This is a genomic window from Paenarthrobacter sp. AB444 (genome assembly GCF_028736865.1).
GTDB lineage: Bacteria > Actinomycetota > Actinomycetes > Actinomycetales > Micrococcaceae > Arthrobacter > Arthrobacter nicotinovorans_B.
The window spans coordinates 112305-126086 of the sequence record NZ_JAQZBY010000015.1 but is presented as its reverse complement, the minus strand read 5'-3'; the positions used below and the strand labels follow the sequence as shown (position 1 = coordinate 126086).

11 protein-coding genes are annotated in these 13782 nt (G+C 63.3%); 7 read left to right on the top strand and 4 right to left on the bottom strand.

Annotation, left to right across the window (positions count from 1 at the left end; all coding sequences use genetic code 11):
• Positions 1 to 50 precede the first annotated feature (50 nt).
• Together PQ627_RS17305 and PQ627_RS17300 are read right to left on the bottom strand one after the other, a co-directional pair.
• A complete protein-coding gene (locus PQ627_RS17305; protein WP_144662674.1) occupies positions 51 to 1964 on the bottom strand; it encodes an ABC transporter ATP-binding protein in 1914 nt (637 codons plus the stop codon).
• 3 nt (positions 1965 to 1967) lie between these two features.
• Positions 1968 to 3629, bottom strand: a complete 1662-nt coding sequence (locus PQ627_RS17300; RefSeq protein WP_274262682.1) for an ABC-F family ATP-binding cassette domain-containing protein — start codon at positions 3627 to 3629, stop codon at positions 1968 to 1970.
• Between the two features lie 208 nt (positions 3630 to 3837).
• Between PQ627_RS17300 and PQ627_RS17295 the strand changes: the two genes are divergently transcribed.
• The 7 genes from PQ627_RS17295 (at position 3838) to PQ627_RS17265 (ending at position 9706) form a co-directional block, all read left to right on the top strand.
• Positions 3838 to 4560, top strand: a complete 723-nt coding sequence (locus PQ627_RS17295) for a hypothetical protein (protein ID WP_274262681.1) — start codon at positions 3838 to 3840, stop codon at positions 4558 to 4560.
• Entirely contained in the window at positions 4557 to 5264 is a 708-nt protein-coding gene (locus tag PQ627_RS17290) for a hypothetical protein (protein WP_274262680.1), read from the top strand. Before PQ627_RS17295 ends, PQ627_RS17290 begins: the two co-directional genes overlap by 4 nt.
• Positions 5265 to 5502: 238 nt before the next feature.
• On the top strand, positions 5503 to 6318 hold the full coding sequence (locus PQ627_RS17285) for an amino acid ABC transporter substrate-binding protein (protein WP_274262679.1): 816 nt from the start codon (positions 5503 to 5505) through the stop codon (positions 6316 to 6318).
• On the top strand, positions 6319 to 6978 hold the full coding sequence (locus PQ627_RS17280; protein ID WP_144662679.1) for an amino acid ABC transporter permease: 660 nt from the start codon (positions 6319 to 6321) through the stop codon (positions 6976 to 6978).
• Positions 6965 to 7753, top strand: coding sequence for an amino acid ABC transporter ATP-binding protein (locus PQ627_RS17275; RefSeq protein WP_274262678.1), 789 nt, complete (start codon positions 6965 to 6967; stop codon positions 7751 to 7753). The genes PQ627_RS17280 and PQ627_RS17275 overlap by 14 nt, the downstream gene beginning before the upstream one ends.
• Before the next feature lie 28 nt (positions 7754 to 7781).
• Positions 7782 to 8678, top strand: coding sequence for a hypothetical protein (locus PQ627_RS17270; RefSeq protein ID WP_274262677.1), 897 nt, complete (start codon positions 7782 to 7784; stop codon positions 8676 to 8678).
• A 2-nt stretch (positions 8679 to 8680) separates the two neighbouring features.
• Positions 8681 to 9706, top strand: coding sequence for a hypothetical protein (locus PQ627_RS17265; RefSeq protein ID WP_274262676.1), 1026 nt, complete (start codon positions 8681 to 8683; stop codon positions 9704 to 9706).
• A gap of 12 nt (positions 9707 to 9718) precedes the next feature.
• On the opposite strand, the gene PQ627_RS17260 is transcribed toward PQ627_RS17265, so the two are convergent.
• Together PQ627_RS17260 and fdhD are read right to left on the bottom strand one after the other, a co-directional pair.
• Positions 9719 to 12748, bottom strand: a complete 3030-nt coding sequence (locus tag PQ627_RS17260; RefSeq protein ID WP_274262675.1) for an alpha-mannosidase — start codon at positions 12746 to 12748, stop codon at positions 9719 to 9721.
• Between the two features lie 170 nt (positions 12749 to 12918).
• Positions 12919 to 13782, bottom strand: a complete 864-nt coding sequence (gene fdhD, locus PQ627_RS17255) for a formate dehydrogenase accessory sulfurtransferase FdhD (protein ID WP_274262674.1) — start codon at positions 13780 to 13782, stop codon at positions 12919 to 12921.

The window sequence follows — 13782 nt, the reverse complement described above, 5'->3', positions numbered from 1 at the left end:
CAAACGCTCCACTGAGGTGCCAGTGGAGCGTTTGCTGTCCCCCAGTTGGGTCAGAGCTCGGGGACCGCCTCCTGGGCCACAGCTGTAGCCTCGGCGAACTGGGTCCGGTACAGCTCCGCATAACGGCCGTCCGCCGCCAGCAGCTCCGTATGGGTGCCACGCTCCACAACCCGGCCATCCTCCACCACAAGGATCGCGTCAGCGGCCCGGATGGTGGACAAGCGGTGCGCAATCACGACGGCGGTACGCCCCTCGAGCGCCTCACCCAAGGCCGCCTGCACGGCGGCTTCGTTGGTGGAGTCCAGTGCTGCCGTAGCCTCGTCAAGGATTACGACGCGGGGCTGCTTGATGAGCAAACGGGCGATGGTGAGCCGTTGCCGCTCGCCGCCGGAGAGCCGGTAGCCGCGCTCCCCCACCACGGTCTCCAGGCCGTCGGGCAATGACCGGATCATGGGCTCCAGGCGTGCACGGCGCAGCACGTCCCACATGTCCTCCTCCGTGGCACCGGGCCGGGCCAGGCGCAGGTTCGAAGCGATGGTTTCATGGAAAAGGTGGCCGTCCTGGGTCACCATGCCCAAGGTGTCACGCAGCGAATCGAAGGTGATGTCCCGGACGTCGGTGCCCGTCCGCGCTCCATGGCCGCCGAGGCGCACGGCTCCGGAATCGACGTCGTACAGGCGGGACAGCAGTTGGGCGATGGTTGACTTCCCTGCGCCGGAGGAACCCACCAACGCCACAGTCTGGCCCGGTTCAACCCGGAAGCTGACCCCGTGCAGGACTTCTTCCCCACCGCGCGTGTCCAGCGTGGACACTTCCTCCAAAGACGCCAGGGACACTTTGTCAGCGGAGGGGTAGGAGAAGCGGACATCGTCGAACTCCACAGCTACCGGACCGGGAGCAACCTCGACGGCATCCGGTTTCTCGGTGATGAGAGGCTTGAGGTCCAGGATCTCGAAGACGCGCTCGAAGCTGACCAGTGCGCTCATGATCTCCACCCGGGCGTTGGACAGTGCCGTCAACGGTGCGTAGAGGCGGGTCAGCAGGAGCGCCAGGACCACAACGTCGCCGGGGGCGAGCTGACCACTGATGGCCAGCCAACCGCCCAGGCCATACACGAGCGCCAGAGCCAAAGCGGAAACCAACGTCAGGGCCGTGACGAACGTGAACTGGAGCATGGCGGTCCGGATGCCGATGTCACGCACGCGTCCGGCCCGGTCAGCGAACTCGCGCGATTCCTCGTCCGGGCGGCCAAAGAGCTTCACCAAGGTGGCACCGGGGGCGGAGAAGCGCTCCGTCATCTGGGTGCCCATGGCGGCATTGTGGGCCGCGGCCTCGCGGCGGAGATCGGCCAGTTTCGAACCCATGCGGCGTGCCGGGATCAGGAAGATGGGCAGCAACACCATGGCAAGCACAGTGACCAGCCAGGAAGTGTTGAGCATCACGGCAAGGGTCAACGCCAAGGCCACAACATTGCTGACCACCCCGGACAGGGTTCCGGCAAAGGCGGACTGGGCGCCAATGACGTCATTGTTCAAACGGCTCACCAAGGCACCGGTCCGCGTCCGGGTGAAGAACGCAATCGGCATGCGCTGTACGTGGTCGAACACGCGGGTGCGCAGGTCCACGATGACGCCCTCGCCGATCGTTGAGGAGAGCCAGCGCGTCAGCAGCCCCACGCCGGCCTCGCCCACCGCGACGATCGCAATGAGGACGGCCAGCCAGATGACTGTTCCCACACCTGCATTGGCGATGATCGCGTCCACCACCTGCCCGGCGAGGACCGGGGTGGCCACGGCCAGGAAAGCGCCCGCGATGGAGGCGATGACGAAGGCGATGAGTTTGCCCTTATGCGGGGCCGCAAAAGCCAGGACCCTCTTCAGGGTTTCCTTGGAGAACGGCTTGGAGCCGCTCTTGGCAGTCGTGATGTTGTACAGCGAGCTCCAGGCCACGCGGTCCATGCTCATGCGTTACTTCTCCTGGCTTGGGGTGTGGTGAAGCTCCCGGACTTGTCCGTTGTCCAGATGCCACCGTGAATCGAGTCGGACGTTTTCCAGCAGGCGACGGTCGTGGGTGACCAGCAGGAGCGCACCATCGTAGCTTTCCAGTGCCTCCTCGAGCTGTTCGATCGCGGGCAGGTCCAGGTGGTTGGTGGGCTCATCCAGGACCAGCAGGTTCACGCCCCGGGCCTGCAGCAAGGCGAGCGCAGCACGGGTCCGCTCCCCCGGGGACAGCGAGTCCACGGTGCGAGAGGTGTGGTCTGCCTTGAGGCCAAACTTGGCAAGGAGGGTGCGGACGTCCGCGCTGTTCCAGTCCACCAGCACAGCTTCCACGGCATCACCCAGCTGCTGGCCGCCGTCGAGCAGTCCTCGCGCCTGGTCGATTTCGCCGATGGCGACGGACGCACCCATGGAGGCTTCGCCGTCGTCGGGCTTCTGCGTTCCCAGCAGCAGGCGCAGCAGCGTGGACTTGCCCGCGCCGTTCGGTCCGGTGATGCCGATCCGTTCCCCGCCATTGAGTTGCAGGTTGACCGGTCCCAGCGTGAAGTCGCCTTGGCGGGCGACGACGTCGCGCAAGGTGGCGACGACGGCACTTGAGCGGGGTGCCCGGCCGATGCTGAACTGGAGCTGCCACTCCTTGCGGGGCTCTTCCACCTCGGTGAGCCGGGCGATGCGGGACTCCATTTGCCGGACCTTCTGCGCCTGTTTCTCGGAGGATTCGGTACTGGCGGCGCGACGGATTTTGTCGTTGTCCGGGTTCTTCTTCATGGCGTTCCGGACCCCTTGTGAGCTCCACTCGCGCTGGGTGCGGGCGCGGGAGACGAGATCGGCCTTGGTGTTGGCGTATTCCTCGTAGCGCTCGCGGGCGTGCCGCTTGGCCACGGCGCGCTCTTCGAGGAAGGATTCGTAGCCGCCGTCGTAGACTGCCACCGAGTTTTGGGCCAGGTCCAGTTCCACGACTGTCGTGACACAGCGGGCCAGGAATTCGCGGTCGTGGGACACCAGGACCACCCCACCACGCAAACCCTGGACGAAAGCTTCAAGGCGTGCCAGTCCGTCGAGGTCGAGATCGTTGGTGGGCTCGTCCAGGAGCACCACATCGAAGCGGCTCAACAGCAACGCTGCCAGCGCCACCCGGGCCGCCTGCCCGCCGGAGAGGCCGGTCATCAAGGCGTCGGCGCCGACCTCGAGCCCGAGGTCGGCCAGGACAGCGGGGATGCGGTCCTCCAGGTCCGCCGCACCGGAGGCCATCCAGCGGTCGAAGGCAAGGGAGTAGGCGTCATCAGCGCCGGGAGCCCCCGAGCCAAGCGCTTCGGCCGTGGTTTCCATCTCCAAGGTGGCCTGGGCGCAGCCGGTGCGGCGCGCGATATAGCCCGCGATCGTCTCGCCCTCCGTGCGCTCGTGTTCCTGCGGCAGCCAGCCCACGAAAGCATCCGCGGGCGCCAGGCTGATGCTGCCTGCCTGTGGCTGGTCCACACCGGCCAGGAGGCGAAGCAGAGTTGATTTACCGGCACCGTTCGCTCCCACGACGCCTACGACGTCGCCTGGCGCCACTGTGAGGGACAGTTTGGAAAAGAGTGTGCGGTGGCCATGACCACCGGCAAGTTCCTTGGCCACCAAGGTTGCAGTCATTTGTCTATCCTCCAGCAAAGGGAACGCGGATGGTTCGGCCGCGATTCCCGCGGGCATGGAAAAACCCGCCGGTCCGGACTTGGGGGGTGTACGGACCAGCGGGTTCAGTTACCAAGCATAATTCAATGTGGCGACGGCGTAAAATCGATCTGTACTCCCACTTACAGCATTCCGCTGGTTTGCCGCGTCACATCACAGAGAGTTCCCCATGCCCCTACAGTCCAAGGCGTTCCAGCGCTGGCTTCATGGCGTTGCGCCCGATGCCAGCACGGCGGACGTTTGCAGGATCGCCGGCATCAAGAGGACAACCTTGGCCCAGCAACTGGTCCGCGGCAAGGTGGCCGAATCCACGCTGGTGAGCATCAGCCGGGGCTTCAACATCAACCCTGTACAGGCTCTGTCCACGTTCGACCTCTACTCCGACCTTCGCGGCGACCCCGTGCCGCCCACCCCCTGCGAGCTGGTGAGCCAGGTCGCCACCATCGACCTTTTGCGCGCTGTGGTCGAACGCAGCGAGCCCGGTTCCGGTCCCGCCGCTCCCCTTTCGGAACCGCCGCACCCTACGTCGGTGCGCAACTGGGTGGACGCGATCGACGACGGCGAGCTGCGGCACCGGGTCAGCGGCAACACGGGCATCGCTCCCCAGAACTTCTCCGCACACCTGACAGCCAACCGGCTTCCACCGGAACTGGCGATCGCCACCTCGCGTGCTGCCGGCGTCGGCCCGGCGGGAGGCTTGGTGGCAGGGGGACTCATCACGGAAGCCGAGGCCGGATGGGCTCCCAATGCCCGCCGCGACGCTTTGGACCGGATGAGCCAAAGTGCACTGGTGACCCTTGCCGGTGAACGGCTTATGGCGTTGGGCAAGACTCTTCGCCGACAGGAACAAGACCACGAACGTACTGAAAGAATTTGGGAGAACCTCGGATGACGGCTGTCCTGCCCTGGGTCACGCTGGTAGTTTGCCTTGCGATCACTGTCGCACGGATACCCAGCGCGCTGCGCGGGGAGAACCGCGTGGTGTTCTACATTTTTTCGTTGATCTCTCTGAGTATCCTCATCAGCATCGAAGCTCCCTACCTCGTGATTGATGGTTGGTTGGGCGGGATGAACATCGGCAACCTGATTCTGCGCTTCCTGCTGTATGCCACGTTCTTCTTCATGGGCATCAAGATCGCCACGGCTTTCGGGTCGGAGTCCGCTTTACGGGCCATCCGTGGCCCCATCGGCATCACTGTGGCCGCGATTGTGGGTGCCCTGACCATCTACTTTTTCCTCATTACGGACACGCGTGGCTCGTCGGCGGGAATGAGCGGGCTGGTGTGGGGACCGTCCTTGGAGGCCTACGCGTTCATGGGCCGCTTCTATCCGGGGTTCGTCGCCGCCTGCCTGCTACCGGCCATTTGGCGCACGGTGGTGAGCCAGGCCCCGGTGCTGCTGCGCGTGGCTTCGGGCTTGCTGCTCCTGGGTTTGTCACTCCTTTTGCTGTCCCAGCTCTTTCCGCTCATCCCCTTTTCGGAGGCCTGGTTGCGCGTCTTGATCAACTACTCCGCGGCCCTGTCTACGTGCATCGGATTGGCCGGAATCTGGTTCTCGAAGGCCTTCGCGCGTCGCAAACGACGTCTCCCGGCGTAAGACTTTCACAAAACCATTAGATCGTGGCACAATCATGAATGTGTGAATGCGGCTGCAGCCTGACACCGGAATCAGAGAACGGGTTTCCGGTGGATGTGGCGCCCACGTGAGCACAATTGGGGGGATGAGTGGTGGCGGGCTGTTGGGGACCGCCCCCACTCAGCCTTTTTAAGGCCACATTCGCCCGGCATCGGTGTCCACCGCAGAACCGTTCCCCTCGGGTGACTAAGATGGCTCCATGAACAGCCTCCGCACCCGTCGTTCCGTCCTTGCCGCCACCCTGGCTTCCGCTGCCCTTGCCCTTTCGGCCTGCGGCGGAGGATCAGCACCGGCGCAGTCCGGCGGGGACACGTCCCTGTCCGACGTAAAGTCCAAGGGCGAATTGGTCATCGCCACCGAGGGTACCTACCGTCCGTTCAGCTTCCATGCCGAGGGCGCCGGCGACCTCACCGGATTCGACGTCGAAATCGCCAAGGCTGTGGCCGAAAAGCTGGGCGTCAAGGCGACCTTCCAGGAGACCCAGTTCGACGGCATCTTCGCGGGCCTCGATTCCAAGCGCTTCGACACCATCGCCAACCAGATCTCCATCAACGATGAGCGCAAGGCCAAGTACGAATTCTCCAGCCCCTACACCATCTCCACCGGCGTAGTGGTCACCAAGTCGGACAACTCCAGCATCAACAGCTTCGCCGACCTCAAGGGCAAGACCACCGCGCAGTCCCTGACCAGCAACTTCTACAAGATGGCCGTAGAAGCCGGCGCCAATGTCCAGGCCGTCGAAGGCTGGGCGCAGTCCGTCACCTTGGTCCAGCAGGGACGCGTTGACGCCACGGTGAACGACAAACTCACCTACCTGGATTACGCCAAGACGACTCCCGACTCGGGCCTGAAGGTCGCGGCAGAGGCGCCGGACAAGACAGAAAGCGCGTTGGTCTTCCGCAAGGGCTCCACTGAGCTCACCAAGGCCGTGGACAAGGCTTTGGAAGACCTCCGTGCGGACGGAACGCTGGCGAAGATCTCGGACAAGTACTTCGGCGCGGACGTCACCAAATAGATGAACTGGGACCTCGTCTGGAGTTCCTTCGGGCCGCTCATCACCGGGGCCGTGACCGGGACCATTCCGCTCACTCTGATGTCCTTCGCCTTCGGGCTGGTGCTTGCCTTGTTCGTGGCCTTGCTGCGGTTGAGTCCCAACGTCGTGCTCTCGGGAATCGGCCGTTTCTATGTGTCGGTCATCCGCGGCACTCCCCTGCTGGTGCAGCTGTTCGTGATCTTCTACGGCCTGCCCAGCGTTGGAGTGAAGCTTGATCCCTGGCCCAGTGCGGTCATCGCGTTTTCCTTGAACGTGGGCGGTTACGCGGCCGAGATCATCCGGGCCGCCATCCTGTCCGTGCCCAAGGGGCAGTGGGAAGCCGGGCACACGATCGGCATGTCCAACCGGCAGACCCTGGTGCGGATCATCCTCCCGCAGGCTGCCCGGGTCTCCGTTCCTCCGTTGTCCAACACCTTCATCTCACTGGTGAAGGACACGTCCCTTGCATCACTGATCCTGGTCACCGAACTGTTCCGGAATGCCCAGCAGATCGCTGCTTTCAGCCAGGAGTTCATGGCCCTGTACCTGCAGGCAGCCCTGGTCTACTGGGTCATCTGCCTGGTCCTTTCCACAGCGCAGTCCGCGGTGGAAAGGAGATTGGACCGCTATGTCGCCCACTGATCCGTCGAACATGGTCTTGGAGGCACGGAACCTCGCCAAGTCCTTCGGCAGCAACACCGTCTTGCGGGACATCGACATCGATATCCGCCGTGGACAAGTAGTGGCCCTGATTGGGCCCTCCGGCTCCGGAAAAACCACGGTCCTGCGCTCGCTCAACGGCTTGGAAATTCCCGACGGCGGTACGGTCACCTTCGGGGGCGGCGATGCCTCACAAGGTCTTGCCATCAATTTTGGGACCAAGGTGGGCAAGAGGGACATCGCCGCACTGCGCGACCGCAGCGCCATGGTTTTCCAGCACTACAACCTGTTCCCGCACATGACGGTGCTCAAGAACATCATCGAGGGGCCTGTCCAGGTACAGAAGCGCCCCAAGGCTGACGCCATAGCCGAGGCCGAGCGCCTGCTGGAGCGTGTGGGTCTGGCTGACAAACGCGACGCTTATCCCTTCGAGCTCTCCGGCGGCCAACAGCAGCGCGTGGGCATTGTCCGGGCGCTGGCCCTGAAACCCCAGCTCTTGTTGTTCGACGAGCCCACCTCAGCCCTGGATCCTGAACTGGTGGGAGATGTCCTGGGGGTCATCAAGGAGCTGGCGGAAGAAGGCTGGACCATGGTGATCGTGACCCACGAGCTGGCATTCGCCCAGCACGTGGCGGACGAGGTCATCTTCATGGACGGCGGAGTTGTGGTTGAACGCGGCCCCGCTGCCGAGGTGCTCCGGGCACCCCGGCAGGAGCGGACAAAACTTTTCGTGAAACGACTCCAGCACGACGTCTGAGCTGGTTGGGGAACTATTGGGGGGGACTTTGGACGAGACAAGCGCCAAAGCAGGGAGCGGAAAATCCCGGCGCACCACGCTCATCGTGGTGATCGTGGCCATCGCACTGGTAGCGGGGGGCTTCGGCACGTGGTTCGCGCTGTTCCGCCCCACCGGGGTCCAGCGGGCGGATGTTGAGCGCCTGGACAAACAACGCGGAATCGTGGACAACTCCATGAACCTCTACGATCCGCTGCTCCAGGAGTTCACGGCCCGCTATACCAACGTGGTGGCACAGGCGGACGAGGACCAGGAAAAAGACCAGGTGTTGAACCAGGAAAGCGAGCTGGTCAAACGCGAGTCGGAAGCCAACACCAGCAGGCTGAACGCCATGGCCGCCTCTCCGGTGGTCAAAGAAGACAGTGTGGCTGCCGCATTCCAACAGTTCAAAGAAAACTACGCCGCTGTCATCGCCTACAGCGACCAGCAGCTGATTAATACCGCCAACATCACCCGGTCGGTTGGAGGCCCCTGCGCACCGCTCCACAAGGACCTCAACGTCGCTGGCGAGAACTATTCGGCGGACTACGTCAAGACCGCTGATGCGTGCCTGGAAGCATTGGCCGCCGCCAAAGACAAGGCAGATGAAGAGACAGTAGCGCTCCTCACCGGCATCGAAGGTGTGGTCAGAGGGCAACGGGACAAGCAGCAGGAGGTCCTGAATCAGACAGAGCCCCTGGCCCGTTTGGCCAAGAGCACCACGGCAGGAGTTGCCCTTCTCGATATCAACGATGCCTTGAATAAAGTGCGAACGACGTATGAGGACGCCGTCAAAGCCAAATCGACCAAACTGGTTGAGGACGCCAACTCATCCAATGCCGGGCTTGAACGTGCCCTGAAATCCCGCCTGCAAAGTTTTGATGCAACCGGTCATGAGGGGAAGTAACCATGACGATTGAGCACCCCGCGACCAATCCCGCCCCAGCCCGTCCCCGCCGTCGGGCTATTTTGGCGATCAGCATCATTGTTGCCGTACTGGTGATCGCTGCCGCCGCCTTGGTGGCTGTCAATCAGTTCTCCAGCCAGCAGAAGAAGGAAAGTCTGGCATCACTGAAGGAGGACCGCCTGAACGCCTTGGGTGATGCCCGGAACAAAATCCAGCCGGCGGTCAACGCATATTTGGCGGCGTACAAGAAAGCCCGCAATACTCCTGTCTCGCGGGACCAGGCCGTGCAGGACAGCCAAAAGGAAAAAGAGGAGTTCCAGCAGGCCACAACGTCTGCCCGCTCCGCCCTTCAGGAAGTGAAGTCGGGGAACGACTCCGGCGACAACCCCGTGGGAGTGGCGGTGCTGCAGCTGGTGGACTCACACGAGCGCTACTTCGATTACATGGAGGGCTTGGTGGAGTCCTACCCGCAGTTTGATGGCCTTTTCCGCGAAGATGACGCCGCCGGATGCAACGGCTTGTTCGTAGGCTCCAAAGCGGCCACACTGCGGGAACGCCAGACCCTCCTGGCCCAGGCAGCGGCTCCCTGCCGCAAGGCAGCCAGTGAACTCAAGCAATCAAAGAACAACGCCTACGTCGAGTTCGCACGCACCTTCGACAAGCACGTGGCCGACCTCGAGGCACGCGCCGAGGTCACGGCGGCAGGCGAAGAGAAGTACGCGGAGTTCGTCCGCGCCAAGGATGATCTGGTCAAAAAGGCAGATGATGCCGAGGCCCGGAACGCACCAAGCGAAGAGGTGCTGAAAATCGCCGACGAAGCCAAAGCGGTCAACGCCCGGATCCGTGCCAACCGGTCCGAATTCGATTTCGCGGCAAAACGCTACCTGTCAGGCGTGAAAGAGATGCCCTCCCTCATTGAGAATGTTTTCTCCAAGGAAGTCGCCGCCGACATCAAGCACTTCGACTCCGTCATTCCCGCCCGCGTACAGATCCTGAAGGACAGCATCGACGTTCAGCTGGTGGAGTAGGCTTCCCGAGGACTACCGGGAGAAGCGCAGCGTAACCAACTGGAACGGGCGGAGCACCAGGCTGACGGTGGAATCGTCCTCCACAGTGACCCCGGGAGTCTCCGTGACGCGTTCCAACAGGTCCGTAGCAGTGGCACCCGTAGCGTCAAAGCCGGGCTTCACCAGGGCAGCCGAGCGCTCTCCCAGGGATTCATAGAGCCTCACCACAACGTCGCCTGAACCGTCTTCGGCCAGCTTCACGGCTTCCACCACAATTCCCGGATTGGACACCGAAACCAACGGATCGACACCGTGCCCGCCGGTGACAAAACGCGGCTTGAGGTTGGTCCGGTACCCCTCCTCCACGGCGTCGGCTATCGCCGCCCCCGGCCTGATGGACAACTCCAGGGTGTGTTCGCCCCGGTCCGCTTCCGGATCCGGGAAACGGGCCGAGCGCAGCAGCGAGGTGCGGACCGTCGTCGTCGTTCCACCGTCCTGGCGGACCGCCCTGGTGACGTCGTGTCCGTAGCTGGAGGCGTTGCTGATGGCTACGCCGTAGCCCGGTTCAGCAACGTGGATCCACCGGTGGGCACAGATTTCGAACTTCGCCGCTTCCCAGGACGTATTGGTGTGGGTGGGCCGGAACACGTGGCCAAACTGCGTCTCCGAGGCGGAGCGATCCGCGCGGACATCCAGCGGGAAGGCGATCTTGAGCATTTTCTCGCGTTCCTGCCAATCGACCGTGGTGGCGATCCCCAGGGAGTTGGCATCGGCGTCGAGCGTCAGGCGCTGCGTGATGGTCGACGCGCCCACCGTGCGCTTAATCAGCACGACGACGCCGGCCGCGGTCCGCTCCAGATCGATGGCTTCCGCTTCGGTCAACGGGGTGACGTTGTGGCGGTAGAACTCTTCGATGTCCCAGGCATCCCACTCGTTGGGAGTGTCACGGAACAGCTCAAGCAGGTTGCCGGCCTGCCCGGGGGCGATAGCCTCCCTGCCGCTGGCGTGGTCCATGACGGAGGTCAGGAGGCCGTTCGCATTCACCACAACCCGGATCAGTCCGTTGTCCAACACGAAACCGTCTTCGGACTGCTCCACCTGGACGCCGGATTCAGGCTCGCTGGTCTCGGCGACACCCAGGGCGGGAACCCCGTTGCGCTGATGTGGAGCGGCGTTCAGGAGGAATTCGGTACTGCCCTCCCCTACCAGCGCCTGTGCCGCCTTGGCAATGATCTGCTCGAGCTCGCGGGAGATCGCCTCGTAGTTCCGCTCGGCATCCTGGTGGACCCACGCGATGGAACTGCCCGGAAGGATGTCATGGAACTGCTGCAGGAGCACCAGCTGCCACAACCGCTTCAATTCGTCCCGGGGATACGTGTAGTCGCCGCCAAGGCGGACCGCCGCAGTGGAGCACCACAGCTCTGCCTCACGCAGCAGGTGCTCGCTGCGCCGGTTGCCCTGCTTGGTCTTGGCTTGGCTGGTGTATGTCCCGCGGTGCATTTCCAAGTACATCTCCCCCACCCAGACAGGAAGGTTGCTGTACTCGGCCTCAGCCTTGGTGAAGAAGTCCCGAGCGGTGCCCATCCGGACCTTCGGCGAGCCCTCCAGGTCTGCGGTTCGGTGCGCGGCAGCCACCATTTCCCGCGTGGGTCCGCCACCGCCGTCGCCATAGCCGAACGGCACCAGGGACATCGTGCCCCGGCCGTGATCCCGGTAGTTTCGCTCCGCATGAGCCAGTTCGCGGCCGTGAAGCTCAGCGTTGTAGGTATCCACTGGCGGGAAGTGCGTGAACAAGCGGGTACCGTCAATGCCCTCCCACGCGAACGTGTGATGGGGCATGCGGTTGACTTTGTTCCATGAGATTTTCTGGGTCAGGAACCAGCGCGAACCGGCTTCCTTGACGATCTGCGGGATGGCCCCCGAGTAGCCGAAGGAATCCGGAAGCCAGGCTTCCTGGCATTCAATGTCGAACTCCTTGAGGAAGAAACTCTTGCCTTCGACGAACTGGCGTGCCATGGCTTCCCCGCCGGGCATGTTGGTGTCCGATTCCACCCACATACCGCCAACGGGCACGAACTGGCCAGCCTTGACCTTTTCCCGGATGCGGACAAAAAGCTCCGGGAAGAACTCCTTCATCCACGCCATTTGCTGCGCCGAAGAGCAGGAAAAAACGAACTCCGGGTCCTCATCCATGAGCGCCACGACGTTGGAGAAGGTCCTGGCGCATTTGCGGATGGTTTCACGGACCGGCCAGAGCCAGGCGGAATCGATGTGGGCATGGCCTGTGGCCAGAAGTTCGTGTGCGGAAGCGTACGCGGGCCGGGCCAGGACCTCCCGCAGTGCTTCCCGGCCGGCGGCGGCGGTCCCCGCGACGTCGTCCGGGTCCATGATGTCCAACATGCGTTCGAGTGCACGGAGAATCTCGTGGCGACGCGGCAGTTCCATGGGCAGTTCATGCATTAGGCCGCTGAGGGTCCAGATGTCCTGGTTGAGCTCCCAGACGGTCTCGTTCAGTTCGGCAATGGCGATACGGCCAAGGCGGTAGCGCGGCTCGTCGCCCGAGGTAGCCTTGTCCCCCAGCGGCGTTGGGGCAAAGGACCAGCCCTGCGCGACATCCGGGTTGGCCGCGGCTTCCACATAGAAATCGACTGAGAGCCCCCCACCCAGAAGCTTGAGGGGAACGTGGTAGTTCCGCGGAGAGATAGCCTTGATGATGCTGCCATCGGCCCGCCAGGCGGTTCCCTCGCACTGGAACCCGGGGACATCGCTGTTGAAACCGAGGTCCACGATGATCTCCACGGCCGTGGAGTCGGACATCCCCCAGTCCTGCGGCACTTCACCCTGCAGGCGCAACCACTTGGTGCTCCATGCCTTGCCCCATGGCGCGCCTGGCTCCTGCGGGGTAAACAGCTGGCGCATCGCTTCTGCGGCAGGGACGGGCTCGCCCGGAGCATCCCAACTGCTCAGTTGCAGCGGTATTGCCCTGCCGTAAATGGCCGGAAGAATGCGGTCCCGAACGAATCGATCGAGACGCTGTTCAGTGATCCGGCGGTCGTCGTGCAATTAATTCCCCTTTTGGCGTTGACTGGGTGGCAAGGCTTGATGACCGGGCGCCGGCGTGCCGGGCGAGGACGGCGTCGTGGTTGTCGCCGCGTTTCCAATCGATGGATAAAATCTACGGCGTTCACGGTCAATAGCCAAGTGACCTGAGGATATCGCTTGCACGGACAACACTATGCCCCCTGCTCCACGATCCTTTCGCGGCCGGCGTACACATTGAGGCTCGCGCCCCGACTGAAGCCAACCAGCGTAATGCCGGAGTCCGCAGCCAGTTCCGCAGCCAGGCTGGAGGGCGCGCTGACGGCAGCCAGCACCGGGATACCGGCCATGGCAGCTTTCTGCACCAGCTCAAAAGATGCCCGCCCTGAAACCTGGAGTACCGTACCGCGCAGGGGCAGCTTGCCGGAGCGCAAGGCCCAGCCCACCACCTTGTCCACCGCGTTATGCCGGCCGACGTCTTCCCGGAGGCAGAGCAGTTCGGTGCTGCCGTCGTCGTGAATTCTGAAAAGTCCGGCAGCATGGACACCGCCGGTCTTGTCGAAGACGGCCTGCGCCTCACGGAGGCGGTCAGGCAGCGCGGCGAGGGCAGCCACGGGAAGGGTGAGGTCGTCTTCGTTGGGGCTGTGGTGTGAAGACTTACGGACGGCCTCGATGGAATCCGTGCCACAGATGCCGCACGAACTTGACGTGTAGACATTCCTGCCTGTGTCAGGGCGGACGACATCGGGGCGGAGCTGGGCATCCACGACGTTGAAAGTCTGTACCCCGTTCTCATCCTCCCCTGAGCAAAAACGCTCTGAAATCAGCTGGGAAGGCTCCCAGATGATGCCTTCCGAGACAAGGAACCCCGCCACCAGGTCAAAGTCGTCCCCCGGGGTCCTCATGGTCACCGAAAACGACATGTCGCCGAGCCGGATTTCCAGGGGCTCCTCCACCGCCAGGACGTCTTCCTTGAAGCGGACCGGGTGTTCCAATGCCTGGGGAGAGCCATCCAGGACAAATTTGTGCACCTTGCGGCGCTGCGTCACACGTCCCAT